Annotated in this window: 9 protein-coding genes; 5 read left to right on the top strand and 4 right to left on the bottom strand. The window is 72.2% G+C overall.

All coding sequences use genetic code 11. The annotated features are described in order from the left end of the window. Nucleotides 1-7: 7 nt before the first annotated feature. Nucleotides 8-1,852, top strand: a complete 1,845-nt coding sequence (locus OP04_RS31880; RefSeq protein ID WP_033343627.1) for a 2-oxoacid:acceptor oxidoreductase subunit alpha — start codon at nucleotides 8-10, stop codon at nucleotides 1,850-1,852. Next, nucleotides 1,845-2,861 carry a 2-oxoacid:ferredoxin oxidoreductase subunit beta gene (locus OP04_RS31875; RefSeq protein ID WP_033343626.1) on the top strand — a complete coding sequence of 339 codons (1,017 nt, stop codon included), beginning with the start codon at nucleotides 1,845-1,847 and terminating at the stop codon, nucleotides 2,859-2,861. Before OP04_RS31880 ends, OP04_RS31875 begins: the two co-directional genes overlap by 8 nt. A 40-nt stretch (nucleotides 2,862-2,901) precedes the next feature. Here OP04_RS31875 and OP04_RS31870 read toward each other — a convergent pair whose 3' ends face one another. From OP04_RS31870 to OP04_RS52200, 3 genes are all read right to left on the bottom strand, one after another. Continuing rightward, the gene (locus OP04_RS31870) at nucleotides 2,902-3,459 is read right to left on the bottom strand and encodes a phospholipase (RefSeq protein WP_033343625.1); all 558 of its coding nucleotides are present in this window, start codon (nucleotides 3,457-3,459) and stop codon (nucleotides 2,902-2,904) included. A 416-nt stretch (nucleotides 3,460-3,875) separates the two neighbouring features. Further along, nucleotides 3,876-6,617 (bottom strand): adenylate/guanylate cyclase domain-containing protein, encoded by a 2,742-nt coding sequence (locus OP04_RS31865; RefSeq protein ID WP_085066914.1) that lies wholly within the window; start codon nucleotides 6,615-6,617, stop codon nucleotides 3,876-3,878. Between the two features lie 308 nt (nucleotides 6,618-6,925). Beyond that, nucleotides 6,926-7,138 (bottom strand): FmdB family zinc ribbon protein, encoded by a 213-nt coding sequence (locus OP04_RS52200; protein ID WP_033343624.1) that lies wholly within the window; start codon nucleotides 7,136-7,138, stop codon nucleotides 6,926-6,928. Between the two features lie 383 nt (nucleotides 7,139-7,521). Between OP04_RS52200 and OP04_RS53780 the strand changes: the two genes are divergently transcribed. From OP04_RS53780 to OP04_RS31845, 3 genes are all read left to right on the top strand, one after another. Continuing rightward, entirely contained in the window at nucleotides 7,522-9,090 is a 1,569-nt protein-coding gene (locus tag OP04_RS53780; RefSeq protein ID WP_051799418.1) for a lytic transglycosylase domain-containing protein, read from the top strand. Nucleotides 9,091-9,159: 69 nt separating this feature from the next. After that, a complete protein-coding gene (locus OP04_RS31850; RefSeq protein WP_033343623.1) occupies nucleotides 9,160-10,164 on the top strand; it encodes a GNAT family N-acetyltransferase in 1,005 nt (334 codons plus the stop codon). A gap of 115 nt (nucleotides 10,165-10,279) precedes the next feature. Then, a complete protein-coding gene (locus OP04_RS31845; RefSeq protein ID WP_033343622.1) occupies nucleotides 10,280-13,528 on the top strand; it encodes a lamin tail domain-containing protein in 3,249 nt (1,082 codons plus the stop codon). Here the strand turns inward: OP04_RS31845 and OP04_RS31840 are convergent. Next, on the bottom strand, nucleotides 13,515-14,132 hold the full coding sequence (locus tag OP04_RS31840) for a helix-turn-helix transcriptional regulator (protein ID WP_085066943.1): 618 nt from the start codon (nucleotides 14,130-14,132) through the stop codon (nucleotides 13,515-13,517). The two genes, OP04_RS31845 and OP04_RS31840, sit on opposite strands and share 14 nt — an antisense overlap. Nucleotides 14,133-14,155 lie beyond the last annotated feature (23 nt).

Genomic DNA, 14,155 nt, shown 5'->3' with positions numbered 1-14,155 from the left:
TGGGTCAATGAGCAAGCAGGTGCGCCGGCTGGATCGGGTGGTCATCCGCTTCGCGGGCGACTCCGGTGACGGCATGCAGCTCACCGGAGACCGGTTCACGTCGGAGACGGCGCAGCTCGGCAACGACATCTCCACGCTCCCCAACTTCCCCGCCGAGATCAGGGCGCCGGCCGGCACCCTGCCCGGCGTCTCCAGCTTCCAGGTCCATTTCGCCGACTACGACATCCTGACGCCGGGCGACGCGCCGGACGTGCTGGTCGCGATGAACCCGGCCGCGCTCAAGGCGAACCTGCCGGAGCTCCCCTCCGGCGCCGAGATCATCGTCAACACCGACGAGTTCAGCAAACGAAACCTGACCAAGGTGGGGTACGCGGAGAGTCCGCTGGACGACGGCTCGCTCGACCGGTTCGCGGTGCATCCGGTGGCGCTCACCTCGATGACCGTGGCCGCGCTGGCCGGCACCGGTGTGTCGAAGAAGGACGCCGAGCGGGCCAAGAACATGTTCGCGCTCGGGCTGCTGAGCTGGATGTACTCCCGGCCCTACGAGTCCACGCTGCGGTTCCTGGAGCGCAAGTTCGCGGCCCGGCCCGAGCTGGTCGCGGCGAACCAGACCGCGTTCCGCGCCGGGTGGAACTTCGGCGAGACGACCGAGGACTTCGCGGTGCGGTACGAGATCGGCCCCGCGCCGATGGCCTCCGGGACGTACCGCAACATCACCGGGAACGCCGCGCTCGCGCTGGGCCTGGTCGCCGCCGGCGTGCGGGCGAAGCTGCCGGTGTTCCTCGGGGCGTACCCGATCACGCCGGCCTCGGACATCCTGCACGAGCTGTCCAAGCACAAGCGGTTCGGCATCACCACCATGCAGGCCGAGGACGAGATCGCGGCGATCGGTGCCGCGCTGGGCGCGTCCTACGGCGGCGCGCTCGGCGTCACCACCACCAGCGGTCCGGGCGTGGCGCTCAAGGGCGAGACCATCTCGCTGGCCGTGGCGCTGGAGCTGCCGCTCGTCATCGTGGACGTGCAGCGCGCCGGCCCGTCGACCGGTATGCCGACCAAGACCGAGCAGGCCGACCTGAACATGGCGTTGTTCGGCCGGCACGGCGAGGCCCCGGTCGCGGTGGTCGCGCCGCAGTCGCCGTCGGACTGCTTCCACGCCGCGATCGAGGCGGCACGGATCGCGCTCACCTACCGCACGCCGGTGATCCTGCTGTCCGACAACTACGTGGCGAACGGGTCGGAGCCCTGGCTGCTGCCGTCCGTCGAGTCGCTGCCGGACCTGACCGTGGAGTTCGCCTCCGCGGCCAACGCGCCGGACGGCCGCTTCCTGCCGTACCTGCGGGATCCGGAGACGATGGCGCGGCCGTGGGCGGTCCCGGGCACGCCCGGTCTGGAGCACCGGATCGGCGGCCTGGAGAAGGCGGACAAGACCGGCGACATCTCGTACGACCCGGCGAACCACGACCTGATGGTGCGGACCCGGGCGCAGCGCATCGAGTCGATCCCGGTGCCGGACCTGGCCGTCGACGACCCGGACGGCGAGGCCCGCGTGCTGGTGCTCGGCTGGGGCTCGACGTACGGGCCGATCGGGGCGGCCTGCCGGGCGCTACGGCAGCGCGGGCTGACCATCGCGCAGGCGCACCTGCGGCACCTGCACCCGATGCCGGCCGACCTCGGCGCGGTCCTCGCCCGCTACGACCGGGTGGTCATCCCGGAGATGAACCTGGGCCAGCTCCACCACGTGATCCGCGGCCGGTTCCTGATCGACGCCGTCCCGTACAACAAGGTCAACGGCCTCCCGTTCACGGCCGGTGAGCTGGAGTCCATGCTGGAGGACGTGGTAAAGAATGGCTGAGCTGCTCAAACTCACCGCGAAGGACTTCAAGTCCGACCAGGAGGTCCGCTGGTGCCCCGGCTGCGGGGACTACGCGATCCTCGCCGCCGTGCAGGGCTTCATGCCGGAGCTGAACATCCCGCGCGAGCGGATCGTCTTCATCTCCGGCATCGGCTGCTCGTCCCGCTTCCCGTACTACATGAACACGTACGGCCTGCACTCCATCCACGGCCGCGCCCCCGCGATCGCGACCGGGCTCGCCGCCAGCCGCCCCGACCTGTCCATCTGGGTGGTGACCGGCGACGGCGACGCGCTCTCCATCGGCGGCAACCACCTGATCCACGCGCTGCGCCGCAACGTCAACGTGAAGATCCTGCTGTTCAACAACCGGATCTACGGGCTCACCAAGGGGCAGTACTCGCCGACGTCCGAGCTGGGGAAGATCACCAAGTCGACGCCGGTCGGTTCCGCGGACGCGCCGTTCAACCCGCTGTCGCTGGCGCTCGGCGCGGAGGCCGGCTTCGTGGCCCGCACCATCGACTCCGACCGCAAGCACCTGCAGTCCGTGCTCCGCGCCGCCGCCGCGCACCGGGGCTCCGCGTTCGTGGAGATCTACCAGAACTGCAACATCTTCAACGACGGCGCATTCGAGACCCTCAAGGACGCGGGTACGCGGGACGAGTACCTGATCCGGCTGGAGCACGGGCAGCCGATCACGTTCGGCGACTCCTGCGTGGTCCACCCGCCCGGCGGCTTCGGCCTCTCCGTGCGGCCTACCGCGTCCGTCGACCCCGCCGAGATCGTGGTGCACGACCAGGGCGTGGCGGATCCGGCGTACGCGTTCGCGCTCTCCCGCCTGCCCGCGCTCGACCTGCGGAACACCCCGATCGGCGTGTTCCGTGCCGTGACCCGGCCGACCTACGACGAGGTGCTGCAGCAGCAGGTGGCGGACGCGCAGGCCGCCGCCACCGGCACGCCCGAGGAACAGCTGGCCGGCTTGCTGCACGCCGGCGACACCTGGACGATCTAGCGCGTGGGGCCTCCGCCGTGGAGGCCCCGCACCTCACCGGTCAGGCCGCGTTGGCCTCGGCCTTCAGTCCCTGTGCCTTCAGCTCCGCGGCCGCGTCCAGGTCCGACTGCCTCACCGCGGAGATCGACCCGAAGATCGACACTGCCTGGTAGTAGACCCAGGCCAGGCTGTAGCAGGCCGGGCGGGTCGCGGTCGAGTAGGTCGCGCACTTGCGCTTCAGGTCCGCGTAGAACGCGGAGTCGAGCCGGCTCTTGTTCGCGGAGAACGTGCCGGCCGCCTTGTAGTTCCGGTACCCGAAGTCGTGCCGGTAGCAGGAGAGCGTGAAGTCGAACCCGAGCGGGTTGTCCGGGCTCGACGAGCAGTAGTCGGTGGACCAGTCGAACCCGTACTCCGCCCACGCGTCCTGGTTCTGCCGCGCCGAGTTCCAGGTGTTGTAGCTGGTCGCGCTGGTCTGGGTGAAGCCGGCGAGCGTCGTGGCCTTCTGCTGCGGCGTCACGGCCGCCGCGGCGGGGCTGGCGATCGCCAGTACGGCCAGCATCGACACCAGGACGGTGCCGGCCCTCTTGAGGGTGGATTCAGCCGAGAGCGAGAGGAACATCCAGGGCTCCTGAACGGTGGGCCCGCGGGGTGCCGCGGGGCGTCCGGCATCTCTGCCGTTCCGGCAGCCCGCCGCATGGTTACCGACGAGTCACCACAACGAGTCCTCAGTTTTGCGCGAATAGTCTGACTTCAAGGGAGGGTGGGGTGGAGCGGGGCAGAGGGCGCCCATGGTCTGATAGTGCGAAATTTCGGGCGTGGAGCGCTCGGTGCGGGTGGCGCGAAGGTGACGCTGTGTGGGGGCGTGAGGGGGCGGCGGCACGCGCGTACGGGGGTTTCGGGACCAGCGGCGGGACCGGCTCCGATGCGGCGTGCGGAACGGAGCCAGCGGAGGTGGAGCCCGCCGCGAGGTTTGCCCGCGGGAGCATGCGGGCTGCACCACGCTGGAAGCGGGAAGAGGAAATTGATCTTCGGTTGTCAGGGGCGGCGGCCGGGAGGCAGCTCGATGGTGCGGGTGTCGAGCGTGAGGAGGCGGCCGGCGTCGAGGAAGCGGCCGGTGTCGGAGGTGAGGTCCGGGTGCTCGATGGCGAGCGCGGCGGCGGCGGCCTCGGGGAGGGAGAGGTCGTTGCCCTCGGCGTAGGCGCGGTCGAAGGCGGTGTCGCCGATGACGGCGCGGACGAACTGCTGGTGCTCGGTCCAGTAGTTGGCGAAGATGCCGGGTGAGCTGCGCAGCGACGAGCGCATGGCGGCGGTCGCGCCGAAGAGGCGGGCGGCGTTGACCGGGTCTCCGCCCACGGCGCAGCGGACGGCCATGGCGTTGATCGTGTCGCAGGCGCGGCGGTGGAAGCCGTGGCCCATCCGGGAGCGGAGCGCGACCACCAGGTGCTCGTGCGCGGCGACCAGGTCACCGCGGCCGAGCGCGATCATGCCGAGGAGCATGTCGACGCCGCGGCGGCCGCGCTCCAGCGGGCGGCCGGCCTCGACGTTGCGGGCGGCGCCGAGCAGTTCGGCGGCCTCGTCGAGTGCGCCGCGGCGCCAGAGCAGCTCGGCGAGGCTGTAGATGGCGTAGAGCGCGTCGCCGGGCACGCCGTTGGCGGTGGCCCACTCGATGACCTCGCAGCAGTGGCGCTCGGCCTCCGCGTACTGGCCCTGGAAGATCAGCGGGCCGCCGCGGGTGGAGAGCACGCGGACCAGCAGGCCGGGGTCGCCGGAGCGGCGGGCGTGGGCCTCGGCGCGCTGGGCGAAGCGCTGTTCCTCGGCGGACTCGCCGTCGGCGCCGGCGTGCAGGGAGTGCATGTGGTAGGCCAGGGCGAGCTCGGCGTCCGGGATCGGCTCGCCGGTCTCGGCCATCCTGCCGTACATGCGGAACAGCCACAGGCGGCCCTCGCGGGCGAGACCGCGCTCGCGCCACCACTGGTCCAGGCCCTGGGCCAGGTGCAGGCCGGAGCGGGCGCTGCCGCCGGTCGAGGTCCAGCGCAGCGCGGCGCGGACCTCGTCGGCGAGCGGGTCGAGCGCGTAGAGGGACAGCGTGATCGGCAGGCCGCCCTGGTCGAGGTGGGCACGCTGGAGCGCCTGCATGGACCAGTCGACGTGCTGGTCACGGGCGAAGTTCTCCTCGCCGGCGTCGGCCAGGCGGCGCGCGCCGTACGCCTTGATCGGGTCGAGGATGCGGTAGAGCGTGCCGGACGCGTGCGGCTCGACCTGGACCATCGACTTGTCGACCAGCACCGCGAGGGGGTCGAGCGGGTCGTCCTTGAGCACCCACTCGACCGTCGGCAGGTCGACCGGGCCGGCGAAGACGGACAGCCAGCGCAGCAGGCGGGCGGCGCGCGGGCCGAGCGTCCGGTACGACCAGGTGACCGTGGCCTGCATGGTCTGGTTGCGGGAGGCGGCGGACGCGGCGCGTGCGGCCGGGCCGATCGCGACCGTGGCGTCCGAGTCGCCGGAGCCGGCGTCGAGCACGCCGAGCAGGTCGTCGAGCCGCTCGGCGAGCTGGCTGGCGGAGAGCAGGCGCAGGCGGGCCGCGGCCAGCTCGATCGCGAGCGGCAGGCCGTTGAGGCGCCCGGCGACCCGGGCCAGGTGGGTGACCTCGGCGGGGCTGGGGGCGCGGCCGCCGCGGGCCAGCGAGGTGCGGTCCATGAGCAGCGCGACCGCGTCGGAGGGGGCGCCGCCGGGGCCGGGCGCGACGGAGAGCGGCGGGATGCGCCAGACGACCTCGCCGGCGACCCGGAACGGCTCGCGGCTGGTGGCCAGCACCTTCGCGCCGGTGCCGCCGGTCAGCAGCGAGGAGATGACCTCGGCGGCCGCGGCGAGCTGGGCGTCGCCGGTGTCCAGGACGAGCAGCATGCGGCGGCCCGCGGCGGACTCGACCAGCGTGTCCAGGATCGGCCGGCCCGGCTCGGGGCGCAGGCCGAGGACGGCGGCGACCGCGAACGCGACCAGTCCGGAGTCGGTGACCGGGGCGACGTCGACGTACCAGACACCGTCCGGGAAGCGCTCGACCAGGCCGCCGGCGGTCTCGACCGCGAGCCGGCTCTTTCCCGCGCCGCCGGGGCCGACCACGGTGACCAGGCGGTGGGTCTCGACGAGCGTGGCGAGCTCGATGCACTCGGCACCGCGGCCGACGAACGTGGTCGCCTGGTGCGGGAGGTTGTGCGCGGCCGCCTCGGTGCGGGGCCGGGGGAAGTCGGTCTCCAGGCCGGGCGCGGCCAGCTGGAACAGGCGCTCGCGGCCGTCGAAGCCGCGCAGCCGGTGCAGGCCGAGGTCGAGCATCGACGTCTCGGGCGGTATCGCGGCGGCGAGGCGGGCGGTCGCGGCCGAGCAGAGCACCTGGCCACCGTGCGCGGCCGCGGCGACCCGGGCGGCGCGGTGCACCTCCGGGCTCGCGTACTCCCGGCCGATCGGCGTGGCGTAGCCGCTGTGCAGGCCCATCCGGACCTTGGGCGCGATGCCGGGCGCGGGCCAGATGTGGGCGGCGAGCGCGCGCTGGGCCGTCAGGCAGGCCTTGACGGCGTCGGACGCGTCCGCGAACGCGACGAAGAAGGAGTCACCCTCGGTGAACAGCTCGGTGCCGTTGTGTGCCGCGATGATGTCGCGAAGCAGCCGCCGATGCTCTTCGAGCACCGGGCGATATCCGCCGCCGAGCATCTGGGCCAACCGGGTTGAACCCTCGATGTCGGTGAACAAGAACGTCACCAGGCCGCTTGGCAGGTGATCCATTGCCGGCACGCGTGGAACCTCCGCCCCCCTGGAAGTCGCGAATCATGCTGCCGTACCCGCTCGACCAGGTACATCCTCGAAACGGATGGCCCCGGCTCCCCCAAGGTAGTAGCCGTGGGTGAGGTCATCGAGCCGCCGTTTCGGCCGCACCGGGGTCGTCCGGGCGACTACGGCTGGGCTAACGAGACCGACCGGGGCCGGTTGTGGCACGACAGGTCAGAGCTGAGGACCATCCGGATGATCATCCGAAAGGCCCCGCCGCACGGTTTAAACCACCGTCATGTGCGGATATATAGGACTTTTGCGGTTTAACCGCAACCGCAGGAGCCGCCGCAGCAACCGCCGCCCCCGGACGGTGCCGGGGCACCCCCGACGCGCCCGGTGACCGCGACGGTGGAGAGCAATTTCACGGTGTCATCGTGTCCGTCCGGGCACGATGCGGGACGACCGGCCTCGGTCATCGGGCGGTTGACCTCGAAGGTTGCGCCGCAGGCTCGGCAGCGGAAGTCGTAGCGTGGCATGAGGAGAGGGTACGGCGGCGCGCGCCGGTTCCGGCAGCCGCGCGGACATGGGTATCGTTCGGACCGTGATGGACGGGGACGGCCGGCCGGAGTCAGTGATGCCGAATATGGACAGTCCGAGCAAGGAACCATCATCCCCCGCAACGGCGCCGTCGGCGACAAAGCCGACAAATGCCGATAAAGGCGCCATTCCTGGGCCTCGTTCGTGGGGCGTGGCCAGCGATTCGATCGAGCAGCCCGAGCCACCTTCGGACAAAAACCCCAAAACAGATCAATCCCACGAGGGTACGGCCGGAGCCGCGGGACGGGTCTCGCGCGAGGCCGACGCCGCGCCACGCGGGAACGGGACTTCCGTGATCGAGGTCGATTCACCCGATAGCGGGATGCACGAAGGCCCTCGTCATGCCCGGACGGCACCGGCACCGGCCGCCCCGGCACAGTCGGCCGGCCCGGAGAAGCAGGCAGCCCCGGCCCCGGCGAAGCCTGCCGGGAAGACCACCCCGGACGTCGGCAAGGCGGAGGACGCTCCCGAGGCGGGCACGCCGACCGACTCCGCGCCGAACACCGCGGGTGCGTCTGGCGCCACCACGGCGACGTCCAGCCCGGCAGCGTCCGGCACGGCCGCCCCCGGCACGGCAGCGTCCGGCACCACGGCGACCCCAGCCACGGCGACCTCCGGCACGGCGGCCCCCGGCACCACGGCAACGCCCGGCACGGAGTCGACGGCCGTCGGCGCGGCCCCGGCAGGCGGCACCACGCCGGCCGAGACGACGAAAGCCCCGGCACCGGCCGGAGAGGCCACGGCCGTGCCCGCCGCAGCGGCAACCGAGCCTGCCGTTCCGGGCAAGCCCGCCACCCCGACCGGCAAGAACGACGACCTGACCGCCACCAAGGCCGACCTTCCCCCGGTCGGCGCGGACAAGCCCGCCGAGGGCGAGCCGGCCGTCAAGGCCGCCTACGGGCTGGCCCGGCTCACCCGGCGACGCCTGCGCCCGCCGGGCACCGCACGGCACGCCGCCGTGCCGCTCAACCCGGTGCTGCGCCGCTTCCCGGCCGTACACGGGATGGCGCAGCGTTCTTTCGACGGCGCGGCCGCCTGGCGACGCGGCCGATGGGGCCGGCTGACCCTGCCCGGCCTGCTGCTGCTCGGCCTGCTCGGCGCCGCGGGTGCGACCGGCGGCCTCCTGGTCCCGGCCGTCGCCGGCACCCGGGCAGCCCCGCAGGCCTCGCCCGGCACCGAGCCCGCGCCCGGCGCGATCGACCCGACCGCGGCCGCCCCGGGGCCGGAGTTCCCGGTGCCGCCGCTGGTCACCGGCCTGCCGGAGTTCCCGATCGACCCGACCGCGGGCGCCACCCCGACCGCGCCGGCCGCGGGTGCCCGCCCTGCGGACGCGCTGGCGAGCTGGGCGCAGGGGGTCAGCACGAAGTCCGGCATCCCGCTGACCGCGATGCAGGCCTACGGGTACGCGGAGTGGGTGGTCGGCCAGCGCCAGCCGAACTGCCACCTGACCTGGACCACGCTGGCCGCGATCGGCAAGGTCGAGTCCAACCACGGCCGGGCGAACGGCGCCACGCTGATGCCGGACGGCCAGTCCAGCCCGCCGATCCAGGGACTGCCGCTGGACGGCAAGGGCGACCGCAAGCTGATCCCGGACACGGACCAGGGCCGGCTGGACGGCGACAGCACGTACGACAGGGCGGTCGGGTCGATGCAGTTCATCCCGACCACCTGGGCGATCTGGAAGGTCGACGCGGACAACGACGGCGTCACCGACCCGAACGACATCGACGATGCGGCGCTCGCGGCCGGTAACTATCTGTGCGCGAACGGGAAAGACCTGTCGACCACCGAGGACTGGTGGAACGCGATCCTCACCTACAACAACGTGGAGCCTTACGCCCAGTCGGTGTACGAGGCGGCGAACGACTTCGGCGTCCGGAGTCGCACGTAGAGTGACGACATACGCACATTGGAGGAGCGGTGTCTTCCGTGCGGCGGGCGATCACGGCAAGCTGTAGGCGTGACAGTGCGCGAGTGGGACCCCCGGACGGCGCCGGACAGCGAGCTCCAGTCCCTGCTGGAGACGCTGAACGCGGTGCTCGCGGCCGATCTGCCGGACGACCCGCCGTGGCAGAACGACCATCTACGGGCGTATCTCACCGAGACCATGCCGAGCGAGCGCCGCGTCTCCTGGGTCTCCGAGGACGGTGACGGCCGGCTGGACGGCATGGTGAACGTGCTGCTCCTGGGCGGCATCGGCGTGCTGGAGGTGCTGGTCCATCCGAGGGCTCGCCGCACCGGACTGGCCCGCCGCCTGGTCGCCACGGCCGCACGCCGCCTCTTCGCCGAGGGCTTCTCCTCGGTCGGGGTGGAGGTGGTCGGCGGCACCCCGGCGATCGCGTTCTTCGAGTCCCTCGGCTTCGCCCGGGAGTACGTGGAGACCCGCAGCGTCCTGCACCTGTCCACGGTGGACTGGCTGGCGCTCGGCGAGATGGCGGGCGGGATCGCGGCCGGCTACCGGATGGCGTACTACCCGGGCGGCCCGCCGGACGACATGCTGGAGGCGTACGCGGTGGCCAAGGCCGAGCTGCGCGACAACGACAGCGGCGACCTGGAGTTGCGCCCCAGCTCGTACGACGCCCGCCGCCTCCGGGAGAGCCTGAACACGCTGCACCGCCGCGGCATGACCCCGCACATCGTGCTGGCCGTGCACGAGAAGACCGGCGCGGTCGCGGGCCTGACCGAGGTGGTGGTCCCGGCACAGCACCCGACGCGTGCGGACCAGTACGACACGATCGTCGTGCAGGACCACCGGGGGTACGGCATCGACCGGGCGATCAAGGCGCGCATGCTGTTCGAGCTGCGGTCCGCCGCGCCGCGCCTGACCGAGGTGCAGACGTGGAACGCACAGTCCAACGAGCCGATGCTCAAGGTCAACGCGGAGCTCGGTTTCCAGCCCGACCGGGAGTGGTGCGAGTACGGCGCGGACGTCGGCGAGCTCGTGCACCGGCTTGAGGGCATCTGACCCGAAGCGCTTCTCCGCGCACCAAAAGTTAACAGCGACGACTGCCGGGCGATAGACGACGGCCGGTGTGGCGCCTTACCGTGCGTTGATCCTGATCTCCCTCTCTGGAGGATTCATGCGTCAACGACTCTGGCGCGCCACGCTGGCCGGCACGGTCACCGCCGTCGCGGCGGTCGGCCTGGTGCCCGGTGTGGCGACCGCCGCGTCGCCTGATCTGTTCATTTCGGAATACGTCGAGGGCAGCAGCAACAACAAGGCTGTCGAGATCTACAACGGTACGGGCGCGGCGGTGGACCTGTCCGCGTACGCGTTGCGGTTCTACTTCAACGGCGCCACCTCGTTCAGCAGCGTGCCACTGACCGGCACCGTCGCCGTCGACGACGTGTTCGTGCTGGCCCACGCGTCCGCGAACGCGACGATCCTGGCCGTCGCGGACCAGACGTCCAGCGCCAGTTTCTTCAACGGCGACGACGCGATCGTGCTGGCCAAGGGCACGACCGTGGTCGACTCGCTCGGTCAGGCAGGGGTGGACCCGGGCACCGAGTGGGGCGCCGGGCTGACCAGCACCGCCGACAACACGCTGCGCCGTCTGCCGGGCGTGACCGCGGGCGACACCGTGATCGACGACGCGTTCGACCCGGCGGCACAGTGGACCGGGTTCGCCACGGACACCGTGGACGGGCTGGGCTTCCACGTGGCCGACGGGGGCGGGCCGGTGGACGTACCCCCGGTGCTGTCCTGTGCTCCGATCTCGACCGTGGTCGGCACGGCCGGCAGCGGCACGGTCACCGCGACCGACGCGGACGACGTGATCGTGGACCTGGCCGTCGCGACCGGCACGCCCGGCATCACCCGGACCGCGTTCACACCGGCGGTCACCGCGGGCGGCACCGCGTCCGCGACCGTCGGCGTGGCCGCGGACGTGCCGGCCGGCACCTACCCGGTCACGGTCACCGCGGCCGACGCCGACGGCGGCGCCGCGACCTGCACGGTGAGCGTGACGGTCGCCGAGGTGCTGACCGTGGGCGAGGTGCAGGGCGCGACCCCGGACACCGGAAACGCCCGCGCCCACCGCTCGCCGCTGGCCCCCGCGTCCGGGAACGGCAGCAGCACCGGCTACCACTTCGTGCAGGGCGTGATCACGCAGCCGGCCCAGGCACGGACCTCGGCCGGCGCCACCACCTACGGCTTCTTCCTGCAGAGCCGGCTCGGCGCCACCGACGGCGACCCGCGCAGCGCGGACGGCATCTTCGTCTTCATGAGCACGTTCACGTCGCTGATCGGCGGGTACGTGCCGGTCGCCGGCGACGAGGTCGTGCTGCGCGCCCGCGTCTCCGAGTACTACGACTACACGCAGCTGGCCGGCGCCTCGCTGGTCCGCACCGTCGCGTCCGGCCTGGACGTGAACGCCGTGGTCGCCACCACCGACGCGCGCCCGCCGGCCGACCTGGCCGCCGCGGACCGCTTCTGGGAGCGGCACGAGGGCGAGCAGGTCCGCGTCCGGTCCGGTTCCAGGACGGTCAGCGGCCGGAACGTGTTCCCGTCGACCGCGGACTCCGAGGTGTGGCTGCTCGACCGCGACGACCCGATCCTGAAGCGCAACGACCAGTACGCGCGCCGCGTCTTCCGGGACGCGCACCCGCTGGACGACGTGCCCGGCGAGCTGTTCGACAACGGCAACGGCAGCCGCATCATGATCGCAGGCATGGGCGTGAAGGCAGCCGCGAACGACAGCACCGCGCTGCTTCCCGGCGCCAAGACGTTCGACGCGCTCGCCGCCGACGCGGTCGGCGGCCTCTACTACACGTTCGAGAAGTACGTGGTGCAGGCCGCGGCCGTCTCGTTCACCAACGGCGCCGACCCGTCGAGGAACAACCCGCCGAAGGCCGCCGACCGCGCCTCCGAGCTGGCGATCTCGTCGTACAACGTGGAGAACCTCTACGACTACCGCGACGACCCGTTCGACGGCTGCGACTTCACCGGCAACACCGGTTGCGCCGGCGTCTCCCCGCCGTTCGACTACGTGCCGGCGAGCCAGGCCGAGTACGACACCCAGCTGGCCAACCTCGCCGACCAGATCACCCGGGATCTGCACTCGCCGGACCTGATCCTGGTCGAGGAGGCCGAGGACCAGGACATCTGCACGGTCGCCGGTGGTGAGCTGGTCTGCGGCACGACGAACAACGCGGACGGCGCGCCGGACACGCTCCAGGAACTGGCGCTGACCATCACCAGGGCCGGCGGACCCGCCTACGCCACCGCCTACGACCGGAACGGCGCGGACGCCCGGGGCATCACGACCGCGTTCCTCTACCGTACGGACCGGCTGTCCCTGGCCCCCGCGACCGCGGCCGACCCGGTGCTCGGCGCGTCCCCCGCCGTCCGGTACCGCAGCGCGGGCCTGGCCACCAACGCGGACGTGCAGAACCCGAAGACGCTCAACGCGCTGCTCCCCGCGGACGTGGACACGTCCACCGGCACCGACGGTGCGAACGTGTTCACCCGCGCCCCGCAGGTCGGCAGGTTCACCGTGAAGGCCGCGCCCGGCTCGTCCGACACGTACACGCTGTGGGCGGTGGCGAACCACTACTCGTCCGGTCCGGACAGCCGGGTCGGGCAGCGCCGTGAGCAGGCCGCGTACGGTGCCGCGATCGTGGACGCGATCGAGGCCGGGGACGCCAACGCCAAGGTCGTCTACGGCGGCGACCTGAACGTGTTCCCCCGCCCCGACGACCCGATCGCCACCGCCGCGAATCCGGCCGTCTCGGACCAGCTCGGCCCGCTCTACACGTCCGGCCTGCACAACCTGTACGACGACCTGCTGGCCGACGTGCCGTCGTCGGCCTACTCGTACTCCTACGAGGGTCAGACGCAGACGCTGGACCACCTGTTCGTGAACGACGCGCTCTACGCCGACCTGATCGAGATGCGCGCCGCCCACATCAACGCGGACTGGTCCGCCGAGGACGAGACGAACGGCTCCCGCGGCAGCAGCGACCACGATCCGCAGGTCGCCCGCTTCCACACCCGTCCCGCGCTGACCGTCACGGACGCGCAGGCCGAGGAGGGCGACAGGGGCACGACCCCGCTGACGTTCACGGTGTCGCTGTCCCGCGCCACCAATCGGGCGGTCGTCGTCTGCGCCACCACGCTGGGCATCACCGCCTCGGCCGGTACGGACTACACGCCGCTGATCCGCTGCGGCACGATCGCCGCCGGCCAGACCGCCACCACGTTCACGGTCCTGGTCAACGGCGACCGCACGAAGGAGGCGGACGAGAAGCTCACGCTGCTCGTCGCCGGCATTCCCGGCCTTCGCCAGGCCGACCCGATCGCGATCGGCACCATCCTCAACGACGACTGACCTCACCGAACAGCGCATAGGGAGGAGGCCCGTCACCGACCCCGGTGGCGGGCCTCCCGTTCTCGCCCGCCTCGTCCACCCAGACCGTGCACAGCGGCGGCGGGGGATCGTTGCGGTACTTCGCCACCCGCACCTCCCACTGGCTGCGCCGCCGCTGCCGCTCCCGCAGCTCACGCGACCGGTGGAACGTCTCCGGCGGCCGCGCCAGCCCATACTGGTCACCCCACCAGTCCCCTGCCCGCGGGTCCAGAATCGTCGACAGGTGCGCCGGGTAGCGCCGCTCCGCCCCGTCATAGGTCTCGTCCCACACCCGCATCGGCTGCACAATGTGCCCGTCCGGATCAACGACCACCAGGTGCAGCCCCGCCACCGCCAGGATCCGCTGCAGCAGCGCCACACTCGGCGCCAGCCCTTCCGTCTCCACCCGCGCCACCGCCGCCGGCGACACGCTCGCCTCCCGCGCCAGGTCCCGCTGACTCATGTCCGACATCCGCCGCGCCCGCCGCACCAGCCCCGCCACCGGAAACCCGTCCACCCCACCCACCTTCGCCACGCCCCCATACCCCGCCGCCCGCCGCTTCCTCTTCACCTTCGCCCTCGTCATGCCGCCCACCCTCCCCCTCACCC

This window comes from Catenuloplanes japonicus, from assembly GCF_000717135.1.
Taxonomy (GTDB): Bacteria; Actinomycetota; Actinomycetes; order Mycobacteriales; family Micromonosporaceae; genus Catenuloplanes; species Catenuloplanes japonicus.
Note: the sequence above shows the minus strand (reverse complement) of the source record. Positions and strands in the feature narration are given on the sequence as shown.